A 17853-nucleotide genomic window follows, 5' to 3' on the forward strand; every position below is an offset into this window, starting at 1 on the left:
CAGCCCGGCTCCGCTACGCTCCGCCGGACTGGACAGGAGCCGCCGAGCGGTGTTTGGCTAACATAGTCTCTGGTGTCCCACGTGGGGGCAGGTCACCAGGGCCACCGCGTCGGCCGACCTAGTGTCCACGGCTCTGCGGAGCGCGTCGCGGAGCATTCCCAGTTCGATGATGCCGGGTACGTAGGCCATTTCCACAGCCTCAGCCAGAATCTCGACCGAGCACAGGGCCGCTTCGTCGTTCAGCTGGAAGGCCATCCCCGCACCCACATCGTGTGTCGCCCGCGGCGTTCCGTCGCACATCGTGTGACACGCAATGGAGCACTGTCCAGCGAGAAAAGGCCCGACGACGGCCCATGGGGATCGCCGACCCATGCCCGCCGGTCACGCGGAATGGCAAACCCGCCCACATGCCGGGGTAGGTCCGAGCCACGATGTGAAGCTTCATGTCTGGCGGCGGCGGTGGCTGGGGACCATAATGATCCTCATGAACGGTGCGGATTTTCTCGTGCCTGAGATGCTTGTCTGAGCCTTGGATCACACTCTCGCGGCCGGGGCAATCCCACCTACGGCACCTCGGAATTGGGGGCGGGTGGGCCGGAACTCCGACCTGCCCGCTGTTCCCTAACGCCGCATTCCGCGGCGGCTCATTTCATCCTCGAGCGCCCGGCGCTCGCGCTGAAGCTGTCGTTGCTCATCGTTGACACGATCCAGCCGGTCTCGAATGTCACCGTCGGACAGCCGGCGGAACTCGGAGGAATCGCCCCGGTCCTCGCGTCCTGACGATCCTTCGTAACGACGGTTGTCGGTGTTCCGGTCATCGTACCGGTCGCGGCGGTCGCTTTGCGAATTATCGGGGTTCACGGCTCGGTTCAACTGGTCGAGCGTGCCTCTCCAACCCTGATCATTTTGCGCCGATGCTGCCGGAGCAATCAGAAGAAGCGCTCCGGTTACGGCGCTGATCAAACCCAACGTGCGCATTGCTTATGGCCCTTGATCCGAAAACGTTCTTCCTGAGAACCGGCGGGGCGCGTGATCGTCCCATCCCTTTGGCCTTCCGGCCGGGAGAGTGGGGAGGTGGTCGGCAACCGGGCGGTGGGAGGACGGCGCATCACAAGGCACTCATCATGCAGGTCCGGTCGGCCGGCATGGTGATGGTGACTGGCTCCCCAGTGGGGCCGGTGCCGCGGACCACGCGTCCACCGCCCTCGCTGGCAGGGCGCTCCGTGGTTTCAGGGTTCTTGATCCTGTCGATGAGCACCGTCCACTGGCGTGTTGCCGGATCCTGGCACCTGATGACGTATGTACCTTGCGCCGGCTCGGCGGCGGGCAGGCCGGGGGCGGCGACCAGCGCTGCGATCGTCGCCGCCAGCATCATGCGGGCTCTCATTTTCGCGCTTCCATGGACTGGTGATCGGGCAGCAATGGAGCGCCTCGCCCTCACTTCGGAGTGGGATCGCCGCGGAACGCCGGGGTGTGCATGACGCGCGCATCCATGGGCGGCACCGCGTGTGGATCATGAAGGCGCCGCTGTCAGGGATACCCCCGGCGGCATGACGATCAAGCGGCCCGGCGCCGCAACGGTTCCAGCGCCGGGCTTGGCGTGCGACCTCGAACACCCTCTGCGAGGCGTCCTCGCATACGGCCCTAATGCCGGTTGCGCAGCTTCATGGGATCCGGCGCCTCGCCGGAGCGGCGGAGCGACACCGCGTCCTGTGCGCCTTCCATGCGCGGAAGCGCTGCGATCTCCTGCGCGGCCACGTCTTTTACGACAACCCAATCACCGCGCACGTCGAGGTCGCGGAAACCGTAGTCCACAGCGACACGCTTGCCGTCCATGCCATGGTAATCGCTGCCTTGGATGGTCAGCATCCGTGGCGCGGCGGAGTCGGAGGCGGTGATGACGTCGTCCACCGTGCCGACCTTCTCGCCGTCCTCGCTGAGCACCTCGCGGCCGACCAGCGAGTCGGGGCGCAACAGGCTTGGACGCTGCTGGGAGGCCAGATCGCCTTGCGGTGACTGGTCGGTCTGGGCCACAGCCGGGGCGGCCAGGAAAAGAGCGGTGGCGGCGGTCAGGAAAAGGACACGCTTCATCAGGTTCTCCACGAACTGGCTGTCGGATCGACGGAAGCACCGTTGATGGCCGGTTGCGACCGTCTCCATTGCAGCAACCAACGGACGCCAGCGCGGTTCCCCCAAAGCCCCACCTCACCATCTGCCGGCGGATGGCGTGTCGGGTCTTTCCGGAGGGGCCTGGGCGCCGGGCGGCGCCCGGCCCCGCCGATCATCTCCCGCGCCAGGGGCCAAGGGGAGGCGCCACCCGCAGGCCGCCGGCCACGGCATCGAGGTCCTGCTCCGACACCTCGCCGGTGGGGGAGACGGGCGGGAGAACCAGGTGCATCCGCGTCGGGGTGTCTTCAAGCGCGACGACGGTGAAGCCGGGCGGTACGGCAAGACCTTCCCCGGCGAGTGTGGCGGCAGGATCCGCCAGGAGTTTTTCCCGGAACGACGGGTCTGTCTGCGCCTTTTCAAGAATGGCGGCCAGGGGATGCGCTGTGGCGGTCATGACGAGGAGTTCCCTTGCTGCGGGTTGCCGCCGCGGCCGTGGTTCGGCGCGCGCCATGGAAACAGTAGCAACCCTCCGGTCAAGCCGCCCGTCAGCGCGTCTCAATTACTTATCGAGCCGTCTCACCTTCGACGGACGACAGCGCGACGGCGCCGAAGCCCACGGCGCGGGAGCGAACCCCGCTCATCACGCTGAGCTCCTCAGGCCGGGGCCGCGGCCTACAGCCGCTTGGCGAAGGAGAAGGCGCCGCGCATGTCGCCGGCCTTGAAGCCGGTCGCGGCGTCGCCGGGGTAGAGGTCGTCGAGCTTCGCCTTGACCTCCGGCTTCAGCGTGGTGCCGTGGCAAGCCAGGCACAGCTCTGCGGTCGGGATTGCCTTCACGAGGTGGAAGACCTTGCCACCGTTCTCCTCCACCGTCTCGGCGCGCGTCAGCGTGGCGATGTCGCCGCCGCCGGCGAGCCGCGACTGGAACTCCTCAAGCACCGCCCGCTCGTAGGGGGACGGCTGGGCGGAGGGATTGCGCGCCTTCAGGCTGGTGCGGCGGATGGTCCAGCCGCTCCGGGAGCCGATCTCTGCGGCGATGCGCGGCGCAGCCTCGTGGCAGACGCCGATGGCGCCGGCCGGACCGTCGCGGTCGATGGCACCCTTGAGCGCGGCGCCGAGGGTGTCCGCGTACTCCTTGATCAGCGCGGCGCCCTCCGCCTGGAGGGCGGCCGGGTCCTGCGCGCCGGCGGAGGTCGGGACGGCGAGCAGCAACGCCAACCCGGCGAGGGCGGCGGGGAGGGGGGTGTTCATGGGGCGGGTGGTCCTTCCGTACGGGCTCAGGCGGGCTGGCGCTGGGTCTCGAACTGGTCGAAGGCTTCGAGCGCCTGGGCGGCGTACATCACCGACGGGCCGGCGCCCATGTAGACCGCCATGCCCAAGGTCTCCAGCACCTCCTCGCGCGAGGCGCCCTGCTTGACGGCGGCCTCGGCGTGGAAGGCGATGCAACCGTCGCAGCGCGTCGCCACGCCGATCGCCAGCGCGATCAGCTCCTTGGTCTTGGTGTCGAGCGCGTTCGCCTTCAGCGCCGCCTGGGCGAGGGCGGAGAAGCCCTTCATCACCTCGGGCGCGCCGCCGCGCAGCTCGCGCACGGCGCCGGTCAGTTCGCTCGCCATCTGCGGCCAGTTCTTGTGCATGCTTGTCTCCGTGGATCAGGCGAAGGCTTGGCCCGGCTGCACGCCGAGCCGCTTGAGGACGATGGCCAGCGGGCAGAAGCCGGTGAACGCGGCCTGGAACAGGTTGGCGCCGACGAAGGCGGCCAGCCATAGCCAGCGCGGGTCGTGGAGCTGCGAGAGGGCGAGGCTTGCCAGCACCATGGTGCCGGCGAAGGCCATCACCACGCGGTCGATGGTCATGGGGAAACCTCCTCGGGGGTGGGGCGTGGCGGAGCGGGCTCCACGCAATAGATGCCGTGCAGCGTCACCATGACCTGCGCCGCTTCCGCGCTGGCCAGCGAATAGAAGATCTGCTGCGACGCCCGGCGCGTCTTCACCAGCCCCTCGGCCCGCAGCCGGGCGAGGTGTTGGGAGAGCGCCGACTGGCTCAAGCCGGCGTCGGCGATCAACTCGCCCACCGAACGCTCGCCGGTGGCCAGCCGACAGAGGATGGCGAGGCGATGCTCGTTCGCCATCGACTTCAGCAGGGCCGCGGCCGAGCGGCAGTTGGAGGCGAGATCCAGCGAATTCATAATCACTAAATTAGATTATTCTAACTTACGTGTCAAGCGGACGCGCTGCACGCTTCGATCGTGTGGGATTGCGGAAGGTGAGGGCTCTGGCGTCCCCCGCGTGGATCGCGGGGCGGGTGTTGTTACCGCTTGCGTTTCCAGAGGTACTCGCGGTCCTTCCGTTTCATCGGATCGCGCCGGAAACTGCCGGGATCGACGACCACGCATTGCGATCCGCGCACCGAGCAGTCGAGTTCGCCTCGTTTCGACCGCCGCGTGTCGCGGATGATGTATTCGCGCTCGCCGCGGACACCCTCGCGCCGGCCCTCCAGATGCGACGTCGCCCGGGCGGGAACGATGCCGTCCGCGGCCCTGGCCGGTGGCAGCGTCGCCAGGAACACGCACGCTGCCATCATCGACGCAGCGCCCAGTCGTGCGGTGCGGCCAGGGGCCGCCGCGCCGGTTCGGCGTGGCGCCGAGGCGGCCCCGTGCAACATCGTGTGGTGCATCGACGGCATTCCCTCCCGGCCCATGGACCGGCCCGAAGGTACCATGACCGCCAGGGCCAAGGCGACCGGCTGGGCGCGCGCTTCCCGTGCGCGCTTCGCCCGGCCGGATCGCCCGAGCCCCTAGGCTGCCGCCGCCGCGCGTTCGACCTTGGCCGGGATGCCCTGGCGCACCGCGGTGCCGACCACGGGGTCGACCCACACCGACGTGCCGGCCCGCGTCGGGTCGCGCAGGCCGAGGTCGTTGAGGTTGAGGCCGGCGGCGATCTCCGGCTCCGCCGGCTGGCTCGTGCCGCCGATGACGTGCGCCCGCGCGCCCAGTTCGGTGTGGCCGAAGCCGTGCTCCACGGCCAGCACGCCCGGCATGACGCCATGCCGCACGATGGCCGTGCCCGTTACGCTGCCGCCCGGCGTGGAGATCCGGATGGCGTCGCCGGTATGGATGCCCAGCCGCTTGGCATCGCCGGCGTTGATGCCCACCGGGTTGTCCGGATGCAGATGGCGCAGCCGGCTCGCCGCGATGGTGTAGGCGCTGACCAGCACCGACTTGGTGCTGACCAGTTGGAACGGCCAGACCTCCGCGGTGTGGACGTCGCGTACCGGGGTACCGTCGGCGAAGACCGGCGGCGTCCAGGCGGCGGTGCCGGCGAAGCGCTTGCCGGTCATGCTGCTCCTGACCGTGCCGACGCCCTCGTTGTAGACGTGCAGCATCTTGGCGAACCGGTGCGTCGCCCGCTCCCCCTCGAAGCCTTCCGGCTGGTTCTGGTAACGGCCGCCGCGCGCCAGGACGAAGGCGACCTTGCGCCATTCCTCCTCCTTCAGCGTCGCCTTGAGCGCGGGGAGCACGCGGTCCACGCCGGACCAGCTTATGTCCTCGTCGGTGGCGTCGGGCACCGGCTGCTTGCCGAGCCACGCGATGTTGGCGCCGCCGCGCAGGTACCAGTCCTCGGCGGTGTCCAGCGGGTGGGTCCTGCCCTCCACGTCCTGGATGGCGTCGGCGCCGAAGCCGGGCAGGCCGAGACGCTTGGCGCAGGCGATCAGGAAGCTCTCGAGCTGCACCGGCTGCCCGTCGGCGAGCGTGCCGGTGCGCGGCGCGACCACCGGCCAGCGGGCGGTGGTGGTCTTGGTGGCGACGCCGGCCCACGGGGCGGCCCAGCCCCAGGTCTCGTACAGCACCGTGTCCGGCACGACGTAGTCGGCGAAGGCCGAGGTCTCGTTGAGGAACGGGTCGATGGCGACGAACAGCGGCAGGCGCCGGGTGTCCTTCAGCGCGTCGCCGAGCGCGGCGCGCAGGCCGGGGATGCCGTAGACCGGGTTGGCGTTCCACAGGAACAGCGCCTTGAGAGGATACGGGTAGCCGTCCACCAGGCCGCTGGTCATCCACTCCGTGCTCAGCTGCGGGGCGGCGGGGAACCAGGGGGCCTTGGCGGGGTAGGGCTTGCCGGCCTCCTTGTTGCGCTTGAACTCGCTGGAGCGCTCGTAGGGCTGCGGGCGGCTGATCGGCACGCCGGCGGGCTTCACCTGTCCGGGGAAGCTGGCGAGCTTGTAGCGCGGCCCGTCCTGCTCGTCCGGGAAGCGACCGCCGCCGAAGATGGTGCCGCCCTTCCAGTTCAGGTTGCCCAGCAGCGTGTTCAGGGTCACCACGCCGAAGGCGTTGTAGAAGCCGTTGCCGGCCATCATGCCGCCGTGCGCGTTGACCGCCGCCTTCTTGCCGTGGCTGGTCAGCTCGCGCGCGAGCCCGGCGATGACGTCGGTGGGCACGCCGCAGGCCTGGGCGTACCCGGCGACGGGGAGGCGCATCGCCTCCTCGCGCAGCAGGGTCAGGCTGGTCTTCACGGCGATGTCGTTGACGGTCCCGTCGTGGAACAGCGCGGCCGGCGCCATCAGGGCATCGTGCGCCATCGGCTTGCCATCGGCGCCGATGACGACGAAGGCGTCCTTGTCGCCGTAGCGTTCCTTCTCGTCGAGCGTCACCCACCCGAGGTCGGAGGCGCGCAGCATGCGGCCCTCGCGCGGGTGGCCCTTCTGCACGACGACGAGGTGCGTGGCGTTGCACCAGCCCGCTTCGCCCGCCGCCTCCGCCGCCTTGGCGTTGGGCTGGGCGAGGTAGCCGGTGTCGATGCGGCCGTTCTCGAACATCCAGCGCATCATGCCCATGATCAGCGCGCCGTCGGTGCCCGGCAGGATCGGGATCCAGTTGGAGCGGTCGCCGGCCGCGCGGTTGTCGGCGTTGGTCAGCACCGGATCGACGACCACGTACTTCAGCTGGCCGTCGGTGCGCGCCTTGGCGAGCAGGGTGGCCTGCCGCTTGAACGGGTTGCCGGCGTTGCTCGGCGCGGTGCCGATGAAGACGATGAACTCGGCGTTCTGGAAGTCCGGCTTGGCGTGCGGCATGGCCTTGAGGTCGCCGAACACCGCCCCCGAGCCCGAGCGGTAGGCGCCGCCGCAGTGGGCGCCGTGGCCGACGTAGTTGATGGTGCCGTACGCCTGCTGGAAGAAGCGGCGGACGAACGGGTCGCGGCCGTCGTTGACGCTGGTCAGCAGGCCGACCTGGTTGACCTTCGGCCCCAGCTCCGGCGAGGCCGGGTCGATGGGAATCCTGAGGTCGCGCAAGCTCCGCAGGCCCTCGACCGCCCCTTCGCCGAACAGGTCGCCGCCCTCGCACACCTCCTTGACCAGCTGCTCGAAGGCGATCGGCTGCCAGCGGCCGGAGCCGCGCGGGCCGACGCGTTTCAGCGGCGTGGTGATACGGAACGGCGAGGTCAGCATCTCCAGCACCGCGTTGCCTCGCCCGCAGGCCGTGGAACGGCCGGCCAAGCCCTTCTCCTGCCAGCGCGACAGCGCCTTCAGGCTGTCCTTCACCGGCGTGCCGTAGGGCAGGAACGGGTCGGTGGACAGCGGGCTGTAGGGGTTGCCGGCGACGCGCAGCACGGTGTTGGTGGCGCGGTCCACCCGCACCCGCACGCCGCACAGCGTGGTGCAGCCGATGCAGGCGGTGTTGGCGACCACCTGGCCGGGCGTCGGCTCGATGGCGCCGGTGACGGGATCGACGCGGACCTCGGGCTCCGGCGCGTCGCCGGAGATGCGGTCGCGCGGGCGGTCGCCGGCCCAGGCGCCCTTGGCGAGCTTCAGCCCGGTCTCCGAGAAGCCGGCCGCGAAGGCTGCGGCGCCCGCGCCGGCGGCGGTGGACGTCAGGAGGGTGCGGCGGGTGATGGACATGGTGTCTCTCCTTGGGTCCGAAACGTCACTCGGCGGCGACGGCGCGGCCGTGCGCGGCGCGCAGCGGCGCGGGGGCGGTCCGGGGCTTCGACGGTGTGGGCAGAACGGCGGTGATGACGGTCAGCAGCAGGAGCCACAGTCCGAAGGTGCCGACGATGCCCAGCATCCCTTCCGGTCCCGCGGGCAGGGCGTACTCATAGAAGCCGGCGCCGGTCTTCGGCACGCTCTGGCCACCGATGAACACGGTCCAGCGGAACATCCAGGCGCCGTGCACGGCGATCAGCCCGGTGACCCAGCCGGTGCCGACCGGTCTGGCGAGCGCGATCACGAACGGCACCAGCGTCGCCAGCACCGCCCACACGGCGGTGACACGCCACGCTTCCGAACCGGCGACGCTGGCCAGCGCGCGGGCGTGGGTGGCCTCCAGGCCGAACAGGCCGACGGCGAACCAGACCGCACCGAACGCCATGACGCCGCCGAGCGTCGCCGCGAGCACCCGGTTCGCCTGCTTCTCGACGCCACGGTCGCCGTCTCCGACGATGCGGTTGAGCAGCAGCACGAGGCCGGCGGCGCCCGCCAGCGCGGTCATCAGGAACTGCACGGGCAGGAACGGCGTGTTCCACAGCGGCCGTGCCTTGACCAGCGCCACCTCGACGCCGGTGTAGAGCGCCACCAGGGCGCCGGCGACCAGCACCAGCAGCCCAGCCATGCGGGTGAGCCGCGCGCAGCCCTCGCCCTGCGCCGCGAGGCGGTACGCCGCGGCGATGCGGCCGTCGCCGCGCCCGTGCTCCGCCAGCTCGGGCCGGAAGGCCGCCCAGGCGTAGAGCAGCAGCGCCGACACGTAGAACGGCACGAACAGCGAGCCCCACCACATCCAGCTGGACGGCCGGGCGACCACGTAGAAGTGCCAGAAGCGGCCGGGCTGATGCAGGTCGGCCAGCAGCGCTACCGGCGCCGCCAGCCCGCAGGTCAGCGCCACGAGCAGCGCCACGCGGCCCAGCGCGCGCCAGTCCTCGCGCCCGAAGGCGATGCCGGGCAGGCTGAGCAGCACGCCGCCGACCGACAGGCCGATCAGGAAGAAGTACTGCACCGCCCAGGGCAGCCATGCGACCTCGCGGGTCACGTTGACGAGTTCGACGATCTGCGTGTCCATCACACGTGCTCCTTCTCGCCATGCGTCCGGGCGGCCGGCTTCCACAGGGTGGGCGTTCCGTCCACCTTGCCGTCGAAGCGCGGGTCGAGGCCGACGTAGAAGACCCGCGGTTGCGTGCCCTGCTCGGGCTTCAGCACCTTGGGGTTCTCCGCCTTCAGCAGCCTGACGACCGTGCTGTCCGGGTCCTTGAGGTCGCCGAAGATCCGGGCGCCGCCGACGCAGGTCTCGACACAGGCCGGCAGCAGCCCGGCGTCCACGCGGTGGACACAGAAGGTGCATTTGTCGGCGGTCTGGGTGGCGTGGTTGATGAAGCGTGCGTCGTACGGGCAGGCCTGCACGCAGTAGGCGCAGCCGACGCACACCGAGTTGTCCACCACGACGATGCCGTCGGCGCGCTGGAAGGTGGCCCCGGTCGGGCACACCGGCAGGCAGGGCGCGTCCTCGCAGTGGTTGCACAGGCGCGGCAGCATGTACGAGCCGGCCTTGCCATTCTCCGTCACCTCGTAGGTTGAGACGATGGTGCGGAAGGCGTTGTCCGGCACGTGGTTCTCGTGGATGCAAGCGACGGTGCAGGCCTGACAGCCCACGCACTTGCGCACGTCCACCACCATGGCCCAGCGGTGCGCCGGGTCGCCGGTACGGGACGTGGCGGCTTCGGCCGGCGGTGCGGCCGTCAGCGCCGCGGCCCCGACGGTGACCGCCCCTGCGCCGAGGAAAAAGTTGCGTCTGGATCGATCCATAACCGGGCCCCCGACAAACAGCGCGCGTCCGACGGACGCGTTCCTTCGATGGCGAAGGTTACGCCGCGGCGGGTATCGGGCGTATTGGGTGTGTCCCCATCGGCATTAGGGTTTTCCCCAGTGACGGAATGTCGCGGTTTCGGACACGCCGCTCCTGCAGGGGGGACGTTCGGCGCGCCGTCAGGCCGTTCTCATGGCTCGCCTGTGCCAAACACGCTTCTCATCGGCCCCCGGGAGCGTGAGTATGTGCAGTCACGCGCTGGAAACGCACAGACGGGGTGCGTCATGCGGAAATGGCTGATTGCCTGCGGGGCGCTCACGGTGGCGATGATCTCCCCTGGCTTCGCGGCGGCGGATACCTTCGATCTGCATTGGTTTTGGGACCAGCGTTGCGAAGACTGCCACGGCCATGCCGGGGCTTTCGCACGCAACGCCCTGAGCGTCGAGGATGGAAAGCTCGTGGGGCGCCATCACCGCGACGACCTGATGCTCTTCCTCCAGAACCATGGCGTTCCGGCGTCGAGGGTGAAGCCGGTCTACGACATGCTGCTCGCGCAGGCGGAGACGGGCCCCCGGTTCAAGGACAAGTGCGGGAATTGCCACGAGAACGCGGCGGCTCTGGTCCGTGAATCGGTGGTGCTGCGGGACGGCGTGCTCGTCGGGCGTGAGAGCGGCCGCCCGGTGGCGGAATTCCTGAAGCGGCACGGCAAGCTCGGGCAGGACGAAGTCCCCTTCTTCGTCGATCTGCTGGCCCGCATCGAGCAGGAAGTGCACAGCCCCTACTGAACCCGCCGCGGCGGGGCGGTCACCCGGCGCCGGAGGCGGCGTTTGCTTCCACGAACAGCCGCGTCAGATCGGCGACGCTCGCCACCTCCAGCTTGTCCATGACGTTGTGGCGGTGCACCTCGACCGTCTTCATGGACAGGTCCAGCTCGAAGGCGATCACCTTGTTGGGTTTGCCGGCGGCGACCAGTTCCGCGACCTGCCGTTCGCGCGGGGTGAGGCGGGCGAGCAGCGCCTGCACGAGCGCGCGGCGCGCCTGCCCGGCGAACGCCGACTGCGAGCGCTTCACCGCGTCCTGGATGCGGTCGAGCAGCACTTGGTCGTTGAACGGCTTCTCGATGAAGTCCACGGCGCCGGCCTTCAGCGCCCGTACCGCCATCGGCACGTCGGCATGGCCGGTGACGATGATCACCGGCAGGCTGGAGCCGCGGCGCGCCAGGGCGTCCTGCAACTCCAGCCCGCTCATGCCGGGCATCCGCACGTCGAGCACGAGGCAGCCCGGCCGCTCGACGGTCCAGGATGCCAGGAAGGCGTCGGCGCTCTCGTACGCCTGCACCGCCAGGCCGACGGAGCCGATCAGCCAAGCCAGCGACTTGCGGACCGCCTCGTCGTCGTCGACCACGAAAACGGTGGGGGTGGATGGGTCGGTCACGATGCCTCCTCCATGGCGACGGGCAGCGACGCGCGCATGATCAGCCCGCCGTCCGGGTTGTCCTCGGCCCACAGCCGGCCGCCGTGCGCCTCGACGATGGTGCGGCAGATCGAAAGGCCGAGGCCCATGCCTTCGGGCTTGGTGGTGAAGAACGGCTCGAACAGGCGCTCGCGCAGGTGCGGCGTCAGGCCGGGGCCGTGGTCCGCGACCGTCAGTTCGACGCGGCCGTCCGCGGCGCGGGTGGTCAGCGTGACGGTCAGGTCGGCGGGCGTCGCCTCGGCGGTGGCGTCCAAGGCGTTGAGGATCAGGTTCAGCACGACCTGCTCGATCTGCAGGCGGTCGGCGGCGACGGCCGGCAGCCCCTCGGCAAGGTCGAGGCGCAGCGCCACCCCGGCGCCGCGCGCGCGGCTCTCGCACAGGGCGCAGGCAGCCTGCACGGCGGCGTTGAGGGACACCGGCTCGACCGAAGGGGCGCGCTTGCGCACGAAGTCACGGATGCGCTGGATGATCTGCGCGGCGCGTTCGGCCTGCGCGGTGATCGCCGCGGTGGCCTCGCCGAGTTCCACCGGATCCGTGATGCCGGCGTCCAGGCGGCGGGCGCAGCCGCGGGCGTAATTGGTGATGGCGGCGAGCGGCTGGTTCAGCTCGTGGGCCAGGTTGCTCGCCATCTCGCCGAGGATGGAGAGGCGGGCGACGTGGTCCATCTCGATCTGGCGGCGCCGGGAGTCCTCCTGGGCGCGGCGGCGCTCGGCCATCTCCTGCTGGAGGTCGCGGTTGGCGGCGCGCAGCTCGGCGGTGCGCCGCTTCACCAGATGCTCGACCCGCACCACGTGCACCACCCACCACACCAGCCCGACCGCGGCGATGGCGAGCCAGTGCCAGTGGGCGCGCAGCAGGTCGAGCAGCGACACCGCGCGCAGGTGCCGGTACGGCCCGATGCCGAGCTTCTGGAACAGCGCGTGCACCGGCTGGTAGTCGAGCGGCACCGCCCAGCCGGCGGTGCCCGCGGCCTTGGCCGCCGGGTGGTCCTCGGGCATCTCCAGGAGCGCGATGACCACCGCCTTCGCCAGGGCCTCCGGCGTGTCGGCAAGGCGGGAGAACGGCCAGTCCGGGTACAGCCGCGTCGACACCGCGCAGTCGAACCGCGGCACGGTCCTCGGCGCCAGAACGCGGAACGCCGTGGCATCGATCCGGCCTTCCGCGGCCATCTCCTCCAGCACGCAGGCGCGCACGATGCCGGCGTCGGCGCTGCCGTCGCGCACGGCCATCACGACGCGGTCGAGCGGAAAGCCGGTGAAGCCCGTCTCGGTGTTGGCGAACGGATCGACGCCGGCCTCCAGCAGCTCTCCCCAGGCGACCTGGAAGCCGCCGAAGGCATCGGGGTCCACCGCCGCCAGCCGTCGCCCCTTGAGGTCGCCCAGCGTGCGGATCCGTTCGTCGTCCGCCCGCGCCAGGATGGCCGAACCGATGGCCGCGCCGTCCTGCCCGGCGTGATGCGAACGCAGCGTGGCAATGCGGGTGATGCCATGCCGCGCCTCCAGATCGACGTACTGGCCGGTGTTGGTCAGCACGAAATCGACGCTGCGCTCGCGCACCGCCGCTTCGATCCCGGCGAGGTCGAGCGGCACCATCAGGGCGCCGCGCCCCGGCAGCCGCTCGGCGAGGTAGCGGATGGTCGGCTCCCACGCCGCCGTGGCGTGGTCGCCGCCGCGGTAGGCCAGCACGCCGACGCGCACCGGCGGCTCGGCCGCCGCGGCGGCGGCCGTCCAGACGCACAGACACAAACCAAGGATCCAGTGCATACCGCCTCCCGGACGCCAGGGATCGCACGGACGGACCGGGGTCGTCCATGGTCGGCGTCATCCTGCGGCGGTTCGCCCCGGAGCGTCGGTGACTACCTCACGACCGCCGCCGGGCGGCGGGATGTGTCCTCATACCGGCGGTGTGCGGCCGCGCCAGCCGAAGAACAGGGAGATGACGAAGATCACGAGGAAGACGAAGAACAGGATCTTGGCGATTCCCGCTGCGGTTCCCGCGATGCCGCCGAAGCCCAGCACACCGGCGATGATCGCGATGACCAGAAAGGCGATGGCCCAGGAGAGCATGATCCACCCATTCCAAGCATATGCCGGCGCGTCGGGCCGGCTCCTGCTTTCGAAACGGGCCACCGGCCACGTTCGTTCCCGCAGGGCGCGTCACGCCGGACGGCTTTGAAAGCCGCCGCCGCATCGGCTCAGGCCGAGACTCTCTGCCAGCCCAGGCGCTGGTAGCGCGCCTCCAGAATGGTCGGCGTCGCACACGCGTAGCCGAACCAGACACCGACGCCCATCAGGATCCCGCTGGGCCAAAGCAGGGCGGCGATCACGGTCAGCACCGCGTGAATCGCGGCGTGCATCCATGCGCCCTTGGCGGCGAAATAGAATGGACCGCACAGGAACGCCCAGACCCCCGACCGGCTGGACACCGCCTCTGTCTGGCCGGTTGCGGGGTTTTGAAAGATCGTGGCCGATGAGGTCGGCGCCATATTCGTCTCCCTGGGTTGCCGGGCCAAGTCTGGACGATGGTCGCCGCGCCCGTCGATTCCGCAGCGGAGCTTTCCCGGATGGTGGAGGATCCAGGGATTCTCGGGCCGTATTGTGAACGTTTGTTGCGCCGAGCGGGCGAGGCGGCGACGGTCCTCAGCGTGGCCCCGGTGTCCCGCCGGTCGTGCTGCCGGGCGCCGGCGGGGCAAGGTCCAGCCGCCGTCCGACGCCGACGTTGGTGAGGAAGGTCTCGTCGTGGCTGACCAGCAGCAGCGCGCCGTCATAGGCCCGCAGCCCCGCCTCCATGGCCTCGATGGCGTCGATGTCCAGGTGGTTGGTCGGCTCGTCGAGGATGAGCAGCGACGGCGGCTGCGGTCCGCCCAGGACGCAGGCGAGGCCGGCGCGCAGCGTCTGCCCGCCGCTCAGCGTGCCGACCCGCTGCAGCGCCGCGTCCGCGCGGAACAGGAAGCGGGCGAGGGACGACCGGCAGGCATTCTCGGTCGCGCCGGGGTTCAGGCGCGTGAAGTTGTCGAGGACCGAGGCGTCGGGATCGAGGATGCCGACGCGCTGGTCCAGCATGGCGAAGCCCACGGCGACGGACACCGTGCCCCGGACCGGGGCGATCTGGCCGGCGATCAGCTTCAGCAGCGTCGTCTTGCCCGATCCGTTCGGCCCGGCGACGGCCACCCGCTCCGGCCCGACCATAGCGAAGGACAGGTCGCGGATGACCGGGTGATCGGCGTCGTAGCCGGCGGTGACTCCGTCCAGCCGGAGGACGGTCCGGTTGGCCGGAAGCCCGGTGGGCGGCAGCGCCACCGACAGGTCCTGCAGCACTTCGACGCGGGCCCGCGCCGCCGCGAGCGCCGCCTGGGCCTCGGCCCGCTGGCGCTCGGCCAGCCTGACGCCCTCGCCCCGGCTCGCCTCGGCGTTGTTCTTGCGCGCGCCCAGGAGGATGCGGGGCATGTCGCCACGCGCGCCATTCCGCGCCCCGGCCGCGTCGCGGCGGTCCTTCCGCTCCGCCGCGAGCTGCGCCTTGCGCCGGACCTCCGCCGCCTGCTTCTCCGCGTGGGCCAGATCCTGCCGCGCGGCCTCCATCTCCGTCGCCTTGCGCTCGCGATAGCGGGTCCAGTTGCCGCCGTAACGCGCTCCCCCCAGGGAGGTCAGCTCGACGATCGCGTCCATGTGGTCGAGAAGCTCGCGGTCGTGGCTGACCACGATCGCCCCGGCCCGCCAGCCCGCGAGCAGCGCGATCACGGCGTCCCGGCCGGGGCGGTCGAGGTCGTTGGTCGGCTCGTCCAGCAGCAGGAAGTCCGGTTCCGCGAAGACCGCGGCGGCAAGGCTGGCGCGCGTCCTCTGGCCGCCCGACAGGTCCGTCAGGCGGGTGTCGGGGCCGGCATCGAGCCCGACGCGCGCCAGCGTGGCGGTGATGCGGTCCTCCAGCGTCCAGTCGGCCCCGGCCAGCGCCTCGGCGTCCGCCAGACCAGCCTCGGCGCGGCGCAGGACGGCAAGCGCCCCGGTCACGCCGAACAGGTCGGCCACCGTCTCGTCCGCGCCGGGCCGGACCGTCTGCTTCAGCAGGCCGAGGGTGCCGCTCACCGAGACACGGCCGGCGCGCGGCGCCCGCTCGCCGGTGATGAGCGTCAGCAGCGTGGTCTTGCCGACGCCGTTCCGCCCGACCAGCCCGGTGCGCTCCCGCCCGAAGCTGAGGTCGAGATCGGTCAGGACGGTGCGGCCGTCAGGCGCCGACCACGCGAGCCGGGACACAGTGATGGATGCCATGCGGGGGACCTTGTTGAACGCCCAATATCGACACGGTATCGTGCTGATAACAGGGAATGGCGAAAAACGCAACGAACCCGTGCTGTTTTGAAAGGGCGTGACATGGATACCGGAGACCGCAAGCCGGGAGGACGGCCGACCCGCGAGCAGGCCGCCGCTATCGACGCGCGCATCCTGGACGGCGCCCGCTCGGTCTTCTGCCGCAAGGGCGTCGCGAACAGCAGCGTGGAGGAGATCGCCCTCGACCTCGGCGTTTCCAAGCACACGCTCTACCGCCGCTATCCCAACAAGGCGGCCCTCCTCGACGCCGTGGTCGCGCGCGACATCGAGCGCTTCCGCCAAGCGCTGACCGCCGCCGCCGGCGGCGGGGCAGGGCCGCTCGACGCCCTGCGCCGCGCTGCGCTGCGCTATGTCGAGGTCGGGTCGTCGCGCGCGTACGCGGCCTTCTATCTCTCCGTCAGCGCGGAGGCCGCCGTCTCGCCCACCCTGCGCTCCCGGCTGGCGGAATGGTCGGGCCGTGCGCTGGAGCCGCTGGTCGAGGCCGTCGCGGCCGCTCAGGCGGCGGGCTCCCTGCGGCCCGGCGATCCCGCCGCGGTTGGCGGAATCCTCCTCGACCTTCTGGAGGGCGTCAACAACCGCGTCCGCCTGCATGACGACGCGGCGGGCGACGGACCGTCCCCGCTCGGTCTGTTCGAGGCGCGCTGGGCGGTCTTCATCGCCGCCCTGGGCGGAGGCGGCTGACCGGCTTCGGCGAGCGGGAGCGCTACGCCATCGCGACCGGCCCCCATGCAAACGGGGCGCCCCGCATGCCCCATTGCCGGAGGGCCGCCCCCGCGACAGGATCACAGGCGTGACGCGGGCTTGGTCCAGAGGTTGGGCACCGGCTTTCCAGGCTGGCCAGGTTGGTTCGAGTCCAGCAGCCCGCTCCATCGCCTTCCGCCAAGGGGACGCCGCCCCGCCGCCCACACGGCGACGATGGCCAGGGGCGGCCAGAGGTCGTCGTTCTTCATGGCGGTTCTCCCGCGCTCAGTGGCCGTGGCCGCCGATGGTGACGGCCGACGCACGCCGCGACCGCAGCGGCGAACACTGTGGTGTCGTAAGAGTCGTCGCGCCATCCGGCTACGAGAGCGGCATGCCTCCTTCGGCGGCGTTCTGAGCAGCGCCGAGATCTGGGTCGTTCTCGCCTTCATCAAGGGTTCCTGGCCCGAAGAAGCCCGGCGGCGCCACGCCGCGATGGGCGAGCGAGCCGCGAAGGGAGCAGCGGATGCCGGGCGGACCCGTGGGCGCCGTGAGGCCGACGCCAGACATGCCACGGCTCTAACCGGGAAGGTTCACGCGTACTGGTGACATCATCCTGAACGCCGGATGAACGGCCCATTCAGGGTCGGCTCAGGTCAAGTCTCCTAGAGTGCGGTCATCGGGCGCCGAGGGGCGCCGACAACCGGAGACACGAGCCATGCTGAAGACCGCCACGTTCGCCGCCGCCGCCCTGGTGCTGGCCGCGGGTACCGCCCAGGCCGGCGACCACCACCGCCGCGACCACAGCGCCGCCGTCGGCGCCCCGCAGCCGATCGCCGAGCTGATGAGCGCCGGCGGCGGCACCACCACCGGCACCATCTCGAAGGTGGCGGCCACCTGGTTCACCGTGAGCGACGGCCGCGACCAGATCGATGTCACCAGCAAGGGGTTCCTGCCGGAAGGGCTGCAGCCGGGCCAGCAGGTCACCGTGACCGGCGGCGTGCGTCAGGGTGCCATCCGCGCCAACCAGATCATCCGCGACGACGGCACCGCCTTCGGCCGCCAGGACGGCCGCCGCGAGCGCCACCACGACGACGACTGAGCCGCGCGATGCTCACGCGCATGCTGATCCATGGGCTGGCCGCCGCCGCGATCATCGCGGTCCTGGCGGCCGCCTACCAGGCGGGCGGCCTCGGCCTGTCCGGGCTGCCCGCCTTCGCCGCCGACCGCACCGTCGCCCACGACGACTGACCCCCGAGGAGGGCCCGCCATGGCCGCCCGCAAGCCCACCGCCGCCGAGATGGCGTTCCTGCTGCTGTTCCATGCCACGCTGTCCGGCGCCTTCCTGGTCGCCTACCTGACCGGGGACGAGGACACCTACCGCATGCACGTCTTCTCCGGCTACGCCGCGTTGGCGGCGCTGGCGGCGCGCGTCCTCGCCGGGCTGACGGCGGCGGAGGGCAGCCCGCTGCGCTTCCCCCGCCCGTCCGC

The 17853-nt window shown here is 70.9% G+C and carries 21 protein-coding genes, 1 tRNA gene and 1 pseudogene; 6 read left to right on the plus strand and 17 right to left on the minus strand.

Annotation, left to right across the window (positions count from 1 at the left end):
* Positions 1–621 precede the first annotated feature (621 nt).
* From ACRWK7_RS31195 to dsrO, 12 genes are all read right to left on the minus strand, one after another.
* Complete coding sequence (locus ACRWK7_RS31195; RefSeq protein WP_431861107.1) at positions 622–978, minus strand: hypothetical protein; 357 nt, start codon at positions 976–978, stop codon at positions 622–624.
* 130 nt (positions 979–1108) lie between these two features.
* On the minus strand, positions 1109–1375 hold the full coding sequence (locus tag ACRWK7_RS31200) for a hypothetical protein (protein WP_431861109.1): 267 nt from the start codon (positions 1373–1375) through the stop codon (positions 1109–1111).
* 269 nt (positions 1376–1644) lie between these two features.
* Positions 1645–2091: a PRC-barrel domain-containing protein gene (locus ACRWK7_RS31205; RefSeq protein ID WP_431861111.1), complete on the minus strand. Its 447-nt coding sequence runs from the start codon at positions 2089–2091 to the stop codon at positions 1645–1647.
* A 190-nt stretch (positions 2092–2281) separates the two neighbouring features.
* The gene (locus ACRWK7_RS31210; RefSeq protein ID WP_431861113.1) at positions 2282–2563 is read right to left on the minus strand and encodes an NHLP leader peptide family RiPP precursor; all 282 of its coding nucleotides are present in this window, start codon (positions 2561–2563) and stop codon (positions 2282–2284) included.
* Positions 2564–2781: 218 nt separating this feature from the next.
* On the minus strand, positions 2782–3357 hold the full coding sequence (locus ACRWK7_RS31215; protein WP_431861114.1) for a Tll0287-like domain-containing protein: 576 nt from the start codon (positions 3355–3357) through the stop codon (positions 2782–2784).
* Between the two features lie 26 nt (positions 3358–3383).
* Complete coding sequence (locus tag ACRWK7_RS31220) at positions 3384–3740, minus strand: carboxymuconolactone decarboxylase family protein (RefSeq protein ID WP_431861116.1); 357 nt, start codon at positions 3738–3740, stop codon at positions 3384–3386.
* 15 nt (positions 3741–3755) lie between these two features.
* Positions 3756–3959 (minus strand): YgaP family membrane protein, encoded by a 204-nt coding sequence (locus tag ACRWK7_RS31225; protein ID WP_431861118.1) that lies wholly within the window; start codon positions 3957–3959, stop codon positions 3756–3758.
* On the minus strand, positions 3956–4291 hold the full coding sequence (locus ACRWK7_RS31230; RefSeq protein WP_431861120.1) for an ArsR/SmtB family transcription factor: 336 nt from the start codon (positions 4289–4291) through the stop codon (positions 3956–3958). The genes ACRWK7_RS31225 and ACRWK7_RS31230 overlap by 4 nt, the downstream gene beginning before the upstream one ends.
* Positions 4292–4413: 122 nt before the next feature.
* On the minus strand, positions 4414–4779 hold the full coding sequence (locus tag ACRWK7_RS31235; protein ID WP_431861122.1) for a hypothetical protein: 366 nt from the start codon (positions 4777–4779) through the stop codon (positions 4414–4416).
* Between the two features lie 120 nt (positions 4780–4899).
* Entirely contained in the window at positions 4900–7995 is a 3096-nt protein-coding gene (locus ACRWK7_RS31240) for a molybdopterin dinucleotide binding domain-containing protein (protein ID WP_431861124.1), read from the minus strand.
* 25 nt (positions 7996–8020) lie between these two features.
* Positions 8021–9148 (minus strand): NrfD/PsrC family molybdoenzyme membrane anchor subunit, encoded by a 1128-nt coding sequence (gene nrfD, locus ACRWK7_RS31245; RefSeq protein ID WP_431861126.1) that lies wholly within the window; start codon positions 9146–9148, stop codon positions 8021–8023.
* A complete protein-coding gene (gene dsrO / locus ACRWK7_RS31250; protein ID WP_431861128.1) occupies positions 9148–9888 on the minus strand; it encodes a sulfate reduction electron transfer complex DsrMKJOP subunit DsrO in 741 nt (246 codons plus the stop codon). The genes nrfD and dsrO overlap by 1 nt, the downstream gene beginning before the upstream one ends.
* A gap of 285 nt (positions 9889–10173) precedes the next feature.
* On the opposite strand from dsrO, the gene ACRWK7_RS31255 reads away from it, so the two are divergent.
* On the plus strand, positions 10174–10674 hold the full coding sequence (locus ACRWK7_RS31255) for a hypothetical protein (RefSeq protein WP_431861130.1): 501 nt from the start codon (positions 10174–10176) through the stop codon (positions 10672–10674).
* Between the two features lie 19 nt (positions 10675–10693).
* Here the strand turns inward: ACRWK7_RS31255 and ACRWK7_RS31260 are convergent, their stop codons facing one another.
* The 5 genes from ACRWK7_RS31260 to ACRWK7_RS31280 all read right to left on the minus strand — a co-directional run bounded on the left by ACRWK7_RS31260 (position 10694) and on the right by ACRWK7_RS31280 (position 15624).
* Positions 10694–11323, minus strand: coding sequence for a response regulator transcription factor (locus ACRWK7_RS31260; RefSeq protein WP_431861132.1), 630 nt, complete (start codon positions 11321–11323; stop codon positions 10694–10696).
* Complete coding sequence (locus tag ACRWK7_RS31265) at positions 11320–13125, minus strand: sensor histidine kinase (RefSeq protein ID WP_431861134.1); 1806 nt, start codon at positions 13123–13125, stop codon at positions 11320–11322. Before ACRWK7_RS31265 ends, ACRWK7_RS31260 begins: the two co-directional genes overlap by 4 nt.
* Positions 13126–13254: 129 nt before the next feature.
* Positions 13255–13428 carry a DUF1328 domain-containing protein gene (locus ACRWK7_RS31270; protein WP_431861136.1) on the minus strand — a complete coding sequence of 58 codons (174 nt, stop codon included), beginning with the start codon at positions 13426–13428 and terminating at the stop codon, positions 13255–13257.
* Between the two features lie 128 nt (positions 13429–13556).
* Entirely contained in the window at positions 13557–13847 is a 291-nt protein-coding gene (locus tag ACRWK7_RS31275) for a hypothetical protein (RefSeq protein WP_431861137.1), read from the minus strand.
* A gap of 154 nt (positions 13848–14001) precedes the next feature.
* Entirely contained in the window at positions 14002–15624 is a 1623-nt protein-coding gene (locus ACRWK7_RS31280; RefSeq protein ID WP_431861139.1) for an ABC-F family ATP-binding cassette domain-containing protein, read from the minus strand.
* A gap of 102 nt (positions 15625–15726) precedes the next feature.
* On the opposite strand from ACRWK7_RS31280, the gene ACRWK7_RS31285 reads away from it, so the two are divergent.
* From ACRWK7_RS31285 to ACRWK7_RS31305, 5 genes and pseudogenes are all read left to right on the plus strand, one after another.
* Complete coding sequence (locus tag ACRWK7_RS31285; protein ID WP_431861141.1) at positions 15727–16365, plus strand: TetR/AcrR family transcriptional regulator; 639 nt, start codon at positions 15727–15729, stop codon at positions 16363–16365.
* Positions 16366–16479: 114 nt separating this feature from the next.
* Positions 16480–16553: transfer RNA gene (locus tag ACRWK7_RS31290), tRNA-Gly, on the plus strand.
* A 479-nt stretch (positions 16554–17032) separates the two neighbouring features.
* A complete protein-coding gene (locus ACRWK7_RS31295; RefSeq protein ID WP_431861143.1) occupies positions 17033–17464 on the plus strand; it encodes a cytochrome c maturation protein CcmE in 432 nt (143 codons plus the stop codon).
* 8 nt (positions 17465–17472) lie between these two features.
* Positions 17473–17613 (plus strand): hypothetical protein, encoded by a 141-nt coding sequence (locus ACRWK7_RS31300; RefSeq protein WP_431861145.1) that lies wholly within the window; start codon positions 17473–17475, stop codon positions 17611–17613.
* Positions 17614–17632: 19 nt separating this feature from the next.
* A pseudogene (locus tag ACRWK7_RS31305) lies at positions 17633–17853 on the plus strand (hypothetical protein); the annotation flags it as partial.

This window comes from Azospirillum sp., assembly GCF_050789165.1.